Origin of the sequence: Corynebacterium sp. HMSC074E01 (genome assembly GCF_001808885.1) — a bacterium.
Classification (GTDB): Bacteria; Actinomycetota; Actinomycetes; order Mycobacteriales; family Mycobacteriaceae; genus Corynebacterium.
The window spans coordinates 79,253-91,864 of record NZ_KV794825.1 but is presented as its reverse complement, the minus strand read 5'-3'; the positions used below and the strand labels follow the sequence as shown (position 1 = coordinate 91,864).

Genomic DNA, 12,612 nt, shown 5'->3' with positions numbered 1-12,612 from the left:
GAGAAATCTGGTTGGTAGAGTGGGCTGGAATTTAATTTTTGTGGGAAAGGACACAACTGTGACTTTGAATGAAGCGCACACCAAAGCGAAATTCGAGATCAAGGACGGCGAAACGTGCCTTACCTCCATGATGGCTACGGCGCACGCCCGCCCACATGGCGTGCTGTTTACCCGTCCGGCGAATTACGAGTGGGTCAACGTCACCGCCAAGGAATTCGTCGAGGAAGTCTACGCGGTGGCCAAGGGGCTCATCGCTTTTGGCGTGGAGCAGGGCGACCGCGTGGCTCTTATTTCTACTACCCGCTACGAGTGGTCCCTGCTGGACTATGCCATCTGGGCGGCCGGTGCGATCTCCGTTCCGGTATACCCCTCTTCGTCGATGTCCCAGGTTCAGTGGATCATTGAGGACTCTGGCGCGATCCTCGCCATCACGGAAACCCGCGAGCACTCCGAGCTGGTCAAGCACCTGAAGCTGCAAGAGGACGGCACCCCGCAGCTACACGGCTCTCCCTCCCAGCTGCGCCGCGTTCTGGAAATCAACTCTTCGGCCATCGATACGCTGAAGTTCGAGGGTCGCGATGTCAGCGACGATACCGTCGACCAGCGCATCGAAGCCACAAGCACTGACGACGTCGCCTCCCTAGTCTACACCTCCGGCACCACCGGGCGCCCCAAGGGCTGCATGCTGACCCACCGCAACTGGCTAGCAGAGGCCCGCGGGTTGCTGACCAACCCGATTGGCGCCATCGCCGTGCCGGGCGCACATGTCCTGACCTTCCTGCCGCTGGCGCACGTCTTCAGCCGCGCAGTGTCGCTGGCGGTCACCATCGGCGGTGCCTCCCAGAACCACTGGTCCGACTTCAGCACCATCACCGTTGAATTCGCTCGTTCCCGCCCGAACCTGATCCTGGGTGTGCCACGCGTGTTTGAGAAGGTGCGCAATGGTGCCTCCGCCAAGGCGCATGGTTCCTCCGCGTTTAAGGGCGCGATCTTCGACCGCGCGGAGAAGGTTGCTATCGAGTACTCCAAGGCGCTGGACACCCCGGAGGGCCCCAACCGAGTCCTCAAGGCCAAGCACAAGGCCTTTGACAAGCTGGTCTATTCCGCCATCCGCCAGGCAATGGGCGGCGAGGTCAAGTACTGCATCTCCGGTGGTTCGGCCATCTCGCAAGACTTGCTGCACTGGTACCGCGGCATCGGCGTGACCATCTACGAGGGCTATGGACTTACGGAGACCGCAGCGGCCGCCGCCGTGGACTTCGTGGATCAGTCCATCGGCACCGTCGGCCCGCCGCTGGGCGGCACGACGATGCGCATTAACGAGGACGGCGAGATCCTGATCAAGGGCGATATCGTCTTCAAGGGCTACTGGCAGAACCCGGAGGCCACCGAGAACGCCCTGCAGGACGGCTGGTACAACACCGGTGACCTAGGGGAGATCGATGAGGATGGCAAGCTCGTCATCACTGGCCGTAAGAAGGACCTCATTGTCACTGCGGGCGGCAAGAATGTCTCGCCTGGCCCGATGGAGGACATCCTGCGCTCCCACCCGTTGATTTCCCAGGCCATGGTGGTCGGTGACGGCAAGCCATTCGTCGGTGTGCTGCTCACCCTGGATGAGGACGCGCTCAAGCGCTGGAAGGCCGATCACAACATCTCCGCAGCCAAGGGTATGCGTGAGGTGGCGGCTGATCCGGCACTGCGCGCGGATATTCAGGACGCCATCAACCAGGTCAACGCCACCGTCTCCCACGCGGAGGGCATTAAGAAGTTCGTCATTCTGGACCAGGACCTCACCGAGGAAAGCAACGAGCTAACCCCCACGATGAAGGTCAAGCGCTATGTCGTGGCGCAGCGCTACGCAGCGGATATCGAGCGCCTCTACGCCGGCAAGAAATAAGGCTGGATGGAGTCTGTGAATTCCTTCGGAGTGTCGCGCAGCCGAATGCGAGGATCTCTAATAGAGTCAGCGGGGTCAGAAAAACTCTAAACCTCAACTAGAGGTTCTCGCGGAAAGGGCAGCCTATGCACAAGATCGCAGCCGAGCTGCGCCACCGTGAGCTGACCCAAGAAATCTATAACATCGGCGACGAAGTCGTTGACTACATCGAGCACCTCATCGAGGCCATCGAGGACTGGGACGATGAACTCGCCCTCGACTGCCTGGCCGAGCTGGGGGACATCGTCGAAGACGCCCGCGTGGATTCCGGGCGTTGTGTCGGCGAGCTCATCGGCCTGCGCCACGCGTTGGTCTCCGGGCTGAAGTCCGGCACCATCTCCGCTGCTTCCTCCGGTGACAATGATGTCGAGGAGCCAAAGCAGCTCACCGCCCGCGCACTTGCTGAAGGCCTGCCCATCTCCGGCCCGCCCGTCGTGGTTTCGGAGCTGGCGGAAACCCTGCGCGGGCGCACCGCCGCGGTGGCCGCTTACTTGCGCGAGTTGGTCGAGTACGTGCTGGCGCAAACCGACGCCGTGGCCCGCAACCTCGATGTGGTCTCCCTGCCGAACCTGTACAAGCGCGCGGGTGAATCTTCACTCATCGCAGTGCAGGCTTGGCGCCACACCGTCGTGGAAGCGCACCCCGCTTACGTGCGCACCATGCGCGGGCATAACCCGCCGTCCTTCTTGGAGGAGCGCGCGCGTATCGACGCCGTCGTTGCCCGTGTGCGCGCCAAGCGTCAGAAGAAGGCCGCCACGACCGCCTAGTCGCCGCATCACAGACTTCCTTGTTGCCAACACACAAGGATTACTTAAGAAGAGCGCCGCCGAGATTCCCTCTCTCGGTGGCGCTCTTCGTTGCTTTACGTGCCACGCTTAGCGCGTTCGCGCTAAGCCCCCGGGTTCTTGGTGGCCGGCACGGCCTGGTCCAGCTGCTCGGTAATCTGCGGCCACAGCTGGCCCATGATGTCATCCCAGGTGAGGATCCACACTGTCTTGTCCTTGGTGGGCTTGCCCACGACCACGAGCTGCTCATTGCGGGCGCGCATCTGGTCCAGAGTCTTCTGCACGGTGGAGGAGGAGCCCACCGCCAGCGCGGGGCGGGAGAAATCCAGCACCGGGGTATCCGGCTCCGCCAGCAAGGTATCGCGCACGTGGACGATACGCGGGATGCGTGAGGCACGAGGGTAGACCAGCACGCGCATGATGGACTTGCGCACCACGAGCTCGTGGAGCTCGGCCACGGTGGCATTGGAGGAAAGCGGCAGGATTTCCGAACCATGCTCGCGGGCCAACTGGGCCGCGGTGGAGGCTTCCAGCTCGATAACGCCGGTGATCTGGTTGGCGGAGTCGTCGTCAAGCGTGCCCGTCAGGCGCGAGTGCTCGACCAGGTGGCGCAGGGTCTCGGCGTCATAGCCGGCCGCGCCAGCGCGGTCGACGGGCTCCTCACCGGTCATGCGCACCAGCTTGTTCGCCATCTTGTTGATCCAGATCAGCAGCGGACGGAAGAGCCAGATGAAGCCGCGGGCGGGCACCGCGATGAGCTGTAGGGCCGTCTCCGGGTGGGCGATGGCCCAGGACTTAGGCGCCATCTCACCGATAACCAGGTGCAGGAAGGTCACCACGAAAAGGGCTAGCAGGAAGGAGATGATGTCAGCAACGCCCAGCGGCAGGCCGAGGGCCTCCAGCGGGCTCATCAGCAGGTGATGGACCCAAGGTTTGGTCACGGCACCGAGGACGAAGGTCGCGGCGGTAATGCCCAGCTGAGCGCCAGCCAGCATGATGGTCAGTTCATTGAGCGAGCGCAGGCCCGCGCGCGAGGCCGCCGAGGATTCCGCGGTCTCCTCCAAGCGGTTGCGGCGCGCGCCCATGAGGGAGAACTCGATGACCACGAAGAACGCGGAAGCAGCAATGATGAGAACAGTGATAAGGAGGTTGAACCACCAGGTATCAGTCATTAGTCATCCTCTCCTTCCGGAAATTCCTCCACCAGCTCGAGCGCCAGGACGGAGGGTACGTGGCGGTCGATTTCCTCGACGCGCACGTTGAGGGTGCGGATGGGGGCTTCGTCGCCGTCGACCCAATCTTCCGGTTCGGCCTCTAGCTCGATGGAGAGTTCTTCGCCCTCTTCCGGCAGCGTGCCGGAATGCGCGATGAGCAGGCCGGCGACGGTTTCGAAATCGCCCTCCGGCAGGTCGTGGCCGATGGCGCGCTCGACCTCGTCGATGGGGGTGTCGCCGTCGACGATCCAGTGGGTGTCGTCCTGCTCAGTGATTTCCTCGGTCTCTTCGAGGTCGTGCTCATCGGTGACATCGCCGAGGATTTCCTCGGCCAAATCCTCCATGGTCACGATGCCCACGAAGCCGCCGTATTCGTCGATGACACAGGCGAGTTTCTCGTCGGCGTCGCGAAGCTCTGTGACGACGTCGGGAAGCGGCATGAGCTCCGGCACCACCACGGGTTCCTTCATGATCTCGCGTGCCGGGGTGGCCAGGGGCAGTTCGCTGCCCAGCACATCGTAGAGGTGCACCACGCCGATGGGATTGTGCTCATCGTCGATGATCGGGTAGCGGGTGTGGTTCTCCGACATCATCTCGCGCACCTCGCCGATGGTGGTCTCGGGCTCGATGACATCCACGCGCGAGCGCGGAATCATGGCGTGCTCCACATCATGCTCGGGGAAGTCGAGGAGACGGTCGAGGACCAGGTAGGTGTCCTCATCCAAGTCGCCGGCCTCGTGGGAGGCATCCACGATGGATTCCAGGTCATCGGTGGTGGCAGATGAATCGACATCCTCCACCGGCTCGATTCCGAAGACCTTGAGCAGGGCATTGGAGGAGTACTCAAAGAAGTGGATGAGCCAGCCGAAGATCTTGAGGTACCACATCGTCGATGCGGATAACCACAGCGCTGACTTCATGGGTGCTGCAATGGTGTAGTTCTTGGGGAAGAGCTCGGCGAAGAGCATCGTGAGAACCGTCGACACCGCCAGCGCGGTCACCGTGCCGATGGCAACGGACACGCCCGTGGGCACGCCCACACCACCGAGCAGCTGGCCTAGGCCTTGGCCCACGAGGGGCTCGGCCACATAACCAATGAGCAGGCCCGTAATCGTGATACCCAGCTGCGCGCCGGAGAGCATGAAGGAGGTCTTTTGGGTGATCTTTAAGGCGCGCTCCGCAGGCTTATCCCCAGTCGCAGCGCGCTGGCGCAGCTGCGTGCGGTCCACCGACATGAAGGCGAATTCCTGCGCCACGAAGTAGGCGTTGGCCACGATAATGAGAGCGATGACGGCGAAACCCGCCACAATCATCAGGATGGCAGATAACACGGCTTACCCCACCGCCTTACGTCGGCGGCGGGGACATCGACTCGGAGGTTCCACTTAAAAGAGGCCTTTCTTCACTATCGGGGTTGCAAATCTGCTCTACAGACTACCGCTTCAACGGTTTTGTCGGTTACTTTGTTCCCCATGGATCCCTTTGGTCTCTACATTCACGTTCCTTTCTGCGCTTCGCGCTGCGGCTACTGCGACTTCAACACCTATACGCCGGGTGAGCTGGGAGGGGACCTGACCAACGATTATCTCTCAGCCTTGGAAAAAGAGCTGGAGATGGCGGCGGCCCAGGTGGGCCGCGAAGCCGAGACCGTTTTTATTGGTGGCGGCACGCCGAGCTTGTTGGGGGCCGAGGGCCTGGGCCGTGTCTTGTCGAAGGTTCGTGATACCTTCGGCCTCGCCCCGGGCGCGGAGGTCACCACGGAATCCAACCCGGAATCCACCTCGCCGGAGTATTTCGCCGGGCTTCTCGACGCCGGCTTCACCCGCCTCTCCCTGGGCATGCAATCCGCCTCACCGGGGGTGCTCGCAGTGCTGGAGCGAGCCCACACGCCGGGCCGCGCCTTCGATGCGGCACGCGAAGCCATCGCCGCGGGCTTTGAGCACGTCAACCTGGACATGATTTATGGCACGCCGACAGAAGAAGACGCGGACGTTGCTCTGACTCTGGAGCGCGCACTGGAGACGGGAGTGGACCACATCAGTGCCTATTCGCTCATCGTGGAAGATGGCACGCGTATGGCCCGCAAGGTGTCTAAGGGCCTGCTTCCGGCCCCGGATGAGGACGTGCTGGCCCGGCGCTATGAGATGATCTCATCCACCCTCGAAGCCGAAGGCTTTGAGTGGTACGAGGTCTCCAACTGGGCCAAGCCGGGCGGGGAGTGCCAGCACAATCGCATCTACTGGGTCGATGGCAATTGGTGGGGCGCGGGCCCGGGCGCGCATTCGCACTTGGGCAACGAGCGCTTCTTCAATGTGAAAAACCCGCGGACCTACATCAAGGCCGTGGGCGAGGGGGAGCTGCCCATCAAGGAGCGGGAGGAGCTCAGCGCCGCCGACCGCCACACCGAGCGCATCATGCTGGGCCTGCGTCTGCGCGAGGGCATCCCGGCGTCCTGGCTCGCGCCCGCTGCCGAGCCTGTGGCCGCGCGTTTCATCGAGCGCGGCTTGCTTGAGCGCGCCGGCGACCACCTCCGCGTGACCAAGGCGGGCCGCCTGCTCGCGGACGGCATCATCACCGACCTCCTCGTCGCCGAAGATACCGCCGAAGACATAGCCCGCTAGAACGGATAGCCTTAAAGACATGTCCAGCTCCACCGATGCCCGCCGCCAAGAGGTCCTGCGCGCCATCGTCGCGGACTACATCGCCTCGCAATCGCCCGTCGGCTCCAAGGCCCTGCTCGAGCGCTACCAGCTGGGCGTGTCCTCGGCGACGATTCGCAATGACATGGCCGTGCTCGAAGCCGAAGGCCTCATCGCCCAAGAGCACGCCAGCTCCGGGCGCGTGCCCACGCAGAAGGGCTACCGCCAGTTCGTCGATACGCTGCACGATGTTAAGCCGCTTTCCAAGGCCGAGCGCCGCGCCATGCTCACCTTCCTCGAGGGCGGCGTGGATTTGGAAGACGTGCTGCGCCGCTCTGTCCAGCTGTTGGCCCAGGTAACTAAGCAAGCGGCCGTGGTGCAGATGCCTAACCTCAAGGTCTCCCGCGTGAAGCACTGCGAGGTCGTGGCACTCTCACCGGTGCGTCTGCTCTTGGTGTTGATTACGGATAATGGGCGCGTCGATCAGCGCAATGTGGAGCTCGATGATGTCATCGACCCCGAGCAGACCCACCGCCTGCGCGATATCCTCAACACCGCCCTGGAGGGCAAGACGCTCACGGAAGCCTCGGTGGAGCTGGCCGCGCTTGTCGACGACTCCCCGGCCGATATCCGCCCCCATCTTCTCAAGGCCGCGACGACGCTGATTGAGACCCTCGTGGAGCAGCCCTCCGATCGCCTGATCATGGCGGGCACCTCCAACCTCACCCGCGTGGCCCTGACCGAGGGTTTGCCCTCTATCATCGAGGCTCTTGAAGAGCAGGTCGTGGTGCTGAAATTGCTGGCCCGCGTGCCGGATTTGGGCAATGTTTCAGTCTCCATCGGCGAGGAGAACGAAGCCGATGAGCTGCGCCAAACCTCCGTCGTGGCTACGCGCTATGGTTTCGGCACCGGCTCGGAGGCAGCTGCACTCGGCGGGCTCGGTGTGGTGGGGCCGACGTATATGGATTACTCGGGAACAATCTCCAAGGTCTCTGCCGTTGCACGCTATGTGAGTGAAATTCTGGCGGGCGAGTAAGCTGGCCCGTCGGATTAGATTTAGTATCAACGAGAAATAGAAGGATGACAGTACGTGGCTCGTGACTACTACGGCATTCTTGGTGTAGAAAAGTCGGCGTCCGACGCCGAGATTAAGAAGGCCTACCGCAAGCTGGCGCGCAAGTACCACCCGGACGTGAACCCGGGCGATGAGGAGGCCGCGGAGAAGTTCCGCGAGGCTTCCCTTGCACAGGAGGTTCTGCTGGATCCGCAGAAGCGCCGGGTTGTGGACATGGGTGGTGACCCCATGGAGGAGCGCGCGGCCCAGGGCGGCGGCTTTGGTGGTTTCGGTGGCGGCGGCCTCGGGGATATCTTCGCCGAGTTCTTCGGCGGGGGAGCGGCCTCCCGCGGCCCGCGTTCCCGCGTGCAGCCGGGCGATGATGCGCTCCTGCGCACCACCATTACTCTTGAGGAGGCCTATAGCGGCGTCAAGCAGCAGGTCAAGGTCGATACTGCCGTGGTCTGTGACCGCTGTGAGGGCTCCGGTTCTGAGTCCAAGGCCAAGCCGGTGACCTGTGATCACTGCGGCGGCATGGGCCAGGTTCAGGAGGTCCAGCGCAGCATGCTGGGCAACATGATGACCACCCGCGATTGCCCGAAGTGCTACGGCTTCGGTGAAGTAGTCACCGACCCTTGTGGCCACTGTGGCGGCGATGGCCGCGTGCGCAAGCGCCGCGATATTACGGTGAATATCCCCGCCGGCATTGGTGATGGCATGCGCATCCGCATGGCTTCCCAGGGCGAGGTCGGCCACGGCGGCGGTCCTGCTGGTGATCTTTATGTCGAGGTGCACACCGAGCCGCACCCCGTCTTCGAGCGCAATGCCGATGACCTGCACCTAACTGTTCGCGTGCCCATGGTGGATGCGGCTCTGGGCTCTTCCTGTACCGTCGAGCAGCTCGACGGCGAGGAGCTCACCATCGATATCGCGCCGGGCACCCAGCCGGGCGAGTCCATCACCCTCCAGGGCAAGGGCATGCCGCGCCTGCGCACTGACGGCTTTGGCAACCTGCACGCCCACGTGGACGTGGTGATCCCGACGGACCTGGATAAGAAGACCCGCGAGGCCCTTGAAAAGGTCCGCAATGCCGGCCACGGCGGCACCGAGGTGCACCGCGCCGACGACGAGCACGGCGAATCCCTCTTCAGCCGCTTCCGCGATAAGTTCCGCCGCTAATGTCTCTGCCCGTCTTCCTCCACCCGGACCTGTCCCTCGCCGAGGTCGGCCAGCCCGTGGGCCTCGATGGCGCGGAGGGCCGCCACGCGGTCACCGTCAAGCGCATGGGACCAGGGGAGCACCTGGTCCTGATTGATGGCTCCGGGCGCCGCGTCACCGCCACCATCACTGATACGCAGGGCAAGGACACGCTGGCCGCGCTTGTCGACGACCTCGTAATCCTCCCCGAACCCTCCCCACGGGTGGTCGTGGTCCAGGCCATCCCAAAGTCGGAGCGCGCCGAGTTGGCCGTCGACCTGGCCACTCAGGCCGGGGCGGATGAGATCATCGCGTGGCAGGCGGATCGCTGCGTGTCCAAGTGGGATGCCAAGAAGGCCCCGAAAGCCTTAGGCAAGTGGGAATCTGCGGCCGTGGCGGCCGCCAAGCAATCGCGCCGCGCGCGCGTACCGGCCGTGCGCGGCCCGCTGACCACCCGCCAGCTGTGCCAGGAGATTTCCGGCGCCCGCGCCTTGGTCCTCCACGAGGAAGCCGAGGTTCGGCTCAAGGACCTTGCTGACCTCGACTCGGCCGAGACCATCTACCTGCTGGTGGGCCCAGAGGGCGGCATCGGCGCGGAGGAGCTAGCCCGCTTGCAGGAGGCCGGTGCGACGGCGATCAAGTTGGGGCCGGAGGTGTTGCGGACGGCGTCGGCAAGCATGGTGGCCTTGGCCAGCATCGGCACCCTGACCGCGCGCTGGTAGCCTTTTAGGCGTGCCTATTATCACCACCAAGTTTGATCTCGATTCCGCCTACCTCGCCACGGTGCTGGGTCCGGCGGACGATAACCTGCGCGTTTTGGGCAACCTCGTGGGCGTGGACCTCTTCGCTCGCGGGACCACAGTCACGGCTGCCGGTCCCGATTATGAGGTGGCGCGTGCCCGCAAGGTCTTAGAGGAGCTCGAGGCGATTGCCCGCCGTGGGCATCCGGTGAGCACCGATACCGTGAAGCACACCCTGGACCTGGTCACGGTGGATGCTCCCGCTTCCGTGTCCGAGACGCTCGCGGCGGATATCGTTTCGCGCCGCGGCAAGGCTGTGCGGCCGAAGACTCTTGGGCAATCGCGCTATGTGCAGGCTATCGATGAGAACACGATTGTCTTCGGCATTGGTCCCGCCGGTACCGGCAAGACCTACCTGGCGGTGGCCAAGGCGGTGCAGGCCCTGCGCGCCAAGCAGGTCAGCCGCATTATCTTGACCCGCCCGGCGGTTGAGGCGGGGGAGAAGCTGGGCTTTCTGCCCGGTACCCTCAACGACAAGATCGACCCTTACCTTCGCCCGCTGTACGACGCTTTGCGGGACATGATCGATCCGGAGATGATTCCGAAGCTCATGGAGGCCGGCATCATTGAGGTCGCCCCCTTGGCCTATATGCGCGGACGCACGCTCAACGATGCCTTCGTCATCCTCGACGAGGCCCAAAACACCACGCCGGCGCAGATGAAGATGTTCCTGACTCGCTTGGGCTTTGGCTCCACCATCGTGGTAACCGGCGATATTTCCCAGGTGGACTTGCCCGGCGGCCAGGTCTCCGGTCTGCGCCTGGTGCGCCGCATTTTGAAGGGCGTGCCGGATATCCACTTCGCGGAGCTGGGCGCGGCCGACGTTGTGCGCCACCAGCTGGTCGGGCGCATCGTGGAGGCTTACGATAACTTTGCTGAGCAGGAGGAGAAGAAATGAGCATCGAATTTATTAACGAGTCCGGTTATGACGGCGTCAACGAGGAGATGCTGATCGACGTCTGCTCCTACGCCCTCGGCCGCCTCGACGTTAACCCGGATGCCGAGTGCACGATTACCGCCGTGGATCTGGATACCATCGCGGAGCTGCACGTGCGCTGGATGGACTTGGAAGGTCCGACCGACGTGATGAGCTTTCCCATGGATGAGCTCACCCCGGGCGCTACCGGCGGGCGCCCTGACGCCGCCGAGGCCGGACCGGCCATGCTGGGCGATATCGTGCTCTGCCCGGAGTTCGCGCAGCGCCAAGCCACCGCCGCTGGCCACTCCTTGGGCCACGAGCTGGCCCTGCTGACCGTGCATGGATGCCTGCACCTGCTGGGCTATGACCACACCACCGCGGCGGAGGAAAAGGAAATGTTCGGCCTGCAGAATGAGCTGCTGGCGGACTGGTACGAGGACCTGGCAGCACGCGGCGTGAGCTACCAGCCCAAGCCCTCGGGCCCGAAGGCCTTCCCGGATGCCGCCGAGCGCGCGAAGCTCGATGAGGAAGTTCCCGGCGGCGGAATCTAAAGCGGCCCAATCGTTGAGGTGCTGCGTGGGGCGTAGCACAATAGGGGATTATGAACATCCTCTCCATTCAGTCCCATGTCACCTTCGGCCACGTGGGCAACTCCGCAGCAGTCTTTCCACTTCAGCGCGCCGGCCATGAGGTGTGGCCGATTCACACGGTGAACTTCTCCAACCACACCGGTTATGGCGATTGGGGCGGGCCGATGATTCCCGCGGAGGAGGTCACGGCGATTGTGGATGGCATCGAGAAGCGCGGCGCCTTCCCGCGCATCGACGCAATCTTGTCTGGCTACCAGGGCGGCCCGGACATCGCCGGTGCCATCGTGGATGCGGTGAACCGCATCAAGGCTGTGAACCCGAAGGCCCTCTACGCCTGCGACCCGGTCATGGGTAACGCCAAGTCCGGCTGCTTCGTCTCCGATGAGATTCCGCCGCTGCTGCGCGATAAGGTCGTTCCGGTCGCGGACATCATCACCCCGAATCAGTTTGAGCTGGGCTACCTGACTGATTGCGAGGTGGGCACCCTGGAGCAGACCCTCGCTGCGGTGAAGCGCGCGCAGGAGATCGGCCCGAAGACCGTGTTGGTCACCTCGGTGCAGCGCCCGGAGACCAGCGAGGACGAGATTGAGATGCTCGCCGTCGATGGCGAGCGCGCTTTCCTAGTCGCTACCCCCAAGCTGCCGTTCAAGCGCAACGGCTCGGGCGATGTCACGGCCTCGCTTTTCACTGGCCACTACGTGGAAACCCACGATGCGAAGGAAGCGCTCAAGCGCACTGCGTCTTCGGTCTACGATTTGCTGCATAACACCTATGAGGCGGATTCCCAGGAGCTGCTGCTCATCGAGTCGCAGGATGTCTTTGCTAACCCGCAGCTGCAGTTCCGGGTGGAGGAGCTCTAGCCGTCAATCCGTGACTGCCCTGCGCGCGCGTTCGCGGCCTGGCGTGGATGCCTTGACCCGGCGTCATGTCCTGGCCCCGCCAAGGTGCCCGGCAAACGGCATCTCGCAGAAGGCATCTGTCAGAAGGCGTTTTCACTCCTAAAAACGCCTTTTGCTGCGTCCAGATGGCGTTTTTGCGGTCAAAGACGCCGTTCGGAAGACACCATTTGCAAGATGCCATTTGGCGCAAGCTTTTTCGCAGTCACCATGCGGCGGATAACCTCGCGCCATCAGCTTTTACTCTCACCTCACTGCTGCTTTCCCGGCCCACCTTCAACGATGTCGTTTCCATCCACAAGGTTCTACTCAGATGGTTCGGGTCAGAAGGTTCTCTTGGGGGCAAACAAACCTTCTGGAGGTCGCTAGATGGTTCGTTTGGGGGCAAAGAAACCTTATGACCAGAACCGTCTGACTCGAACCCTATGCAGGCCAGATAAACCCCGCGCGAGCACAGAAGGTCCCTCTAGTCTGGTCCCTTCGCACACTAAAGGGACCTTTCAGTACGCGAAAACCACCACCAGATGGTCCCTTTGCACAGAGAAGGGACCAGAGTAGAAGGACCAAACTACAAGGCCC

11 protein-coding genes are annotated in these 12,612 nt (G+C 63.1%); 9 read left to right on the top strand and 2 right to left on the bottom strand.

Going from position 1 to position 12,612, the window contains the following annotated elements:
- The first annotated feature begins 58 nt into the window (after nt 1-58).
- The gene (locus HMPREF2537_RS03305; protein WP_070525552.1) at nt 59-1,900 is read left to right on the top strand and encodes an AMP-dependent synthetase/ligase; all 1,842 of its coding nucleotides are present in this window, start codon (nt 59-61) and stop codon (nt 1,898-1,900) included.
- Nucleotides 1,901-2,025: 125 nt separating this feature from the next.
- Nucleotides 2,026-2,706 (top strand): hypothetical protein, encoded by a 681-nt coding sequence (locus HMPREF2537_RS03300; protein ID WP_070525549.1) that lies wholly within the window; start codon nt 2,026-2,028, stop codon nt 2,704-2,706.
- Nucleotides 2,707-2,828: 122 nt separating this feature from the next.
- On the opposite strand, the gene HMPREF2537_RS03295 is transcribed toward HMPREF2537_RS03300, so the two are convergent.
- Both HMPREF2537_RS03295 and HMPREF2537_RS03290 read right to left on the bottom strand, forming a co-directional pair.
- On the bottom strand, nt 2,829-3,896 hold the full coding sequence (locus HMPREF2537_RS03295) for a CNNM domain-containing protein (RefSeq protein WP_070525547.1): 1,068 nt from the start codon (nt 3,894-3,896) through the stop codon (nt 2,829-2,831).
- The gene (locus tag HMPREF2537_RS03290; protein WP_070525545.1) at nt 3,896-5,269 is read right to left on the bottom strand and encodes a hemolysin family protein; all 1,374 of its coding nucleotides are present in this window, start codon (nt 5,267-5,269) and stop codon (nt 3,896-3,898) included. The genes HMPREF2537_RS03295 and HMPREF2537_RS03290 overlap by 1 nt, the downstream gene beginning before the upstream one ends.
- A gap of 141 nt (nt 5,270-5,410) precedes the next feature.
- On the opposite strand from HMPREF2537_RS03290, the gene hemW reads away from it, so the two are divergent.
- From hemW to pdxY, 7 genes are read left to right on the top strand one after another with little or no spacing between them, the layout of a single operon-like run.
- A complete protein-coding gene (gene hemW, locus HMPREF2537_RS03285) occupies nt 5,411-6,559 on the top strand; it encodes a radical SAM family heme chaperone HemW (protein ID WP_070525543.1) in 1,149 nt (382 codons plus the stop codon).
- A 19-nt stretch (nt 6,560-6,578) separates the two neighbouring features.
- Nucleotides 6,579-7,613, top strand: a complete 1,035-nt coding sequence (hrcA, locus tag HMPREF2537_RS03280; protein WP_070525541.1) for a heat-inducible transcriptional repressor HrcA — start codon at nt 6,579-6,581, stop codon at nt 7,611-7,613.
- Nucleotides 7,614-7,667: 54 nt separating this feature from the next.
- Entirely contained in the window at nt 7,668-8,810 is a 1,143-nt protein-coding gene (dnaJ, locus tag HMPREF2537_RS03275) for a molecular chaperone DnaJ (protein WP_070525539.1), read from the top strand.
- Nucleotides 8,810-9,550, top strand: coding sequence for a 16S rRNA (uracil(1498)-N(3))-methyltransferase (locus tag HMPREF2537_RS03270; protein ID WP_070525537.1), 741 nt, complete (start codon nt 8,810-8,812; stop codon nt 9,548-9,550). The genes dnaJ and HMPREF2537_RS03270 overlap by 1 nt, the downstream gene beginning before the upstream one ends.
- Before the next feature lie 10 nt (nt 9,551-9,560).
- Nucleotides 9,561-10,526, top strand: a complete 966-nt coding sequence (locus HMPREF2537_RS03265; RefSeq protein ID WP_070525535.1) for a PhoH family protein — start codon at nt 9,561-9,563, stop codon at nt 10,524-10,526.
- A complete protein-coding gene (ybeY, locus tag HMPREF2537_RS03260) occupies nt 10,523-11,098 on the top strand; it encodes an rRNA maturation RNase YbeY (protein WP_070525533.1) in 576 nt (191 codons plus the stop codon). Before HMPREF2537_RS03265 ends, ybeY begins: the two co-directional genes overlap by 4 nt.
- 50 nt (nt 11,099-11,148) lie before the next feature.
- On the top strand, nt 11,149-11,997 hold the full coding sequence (gene pdxY, locus HMPREF2537_RS03255) for a pyridoxal kinase PdxY (protein WP_070525531.1): 849 nt from the start codon (nt 11,149-11,151) through the stop codon (nt 11,995-11,997).
- Nucleotides 11,998-12,612: the final 615 nt, after the last annotated feature.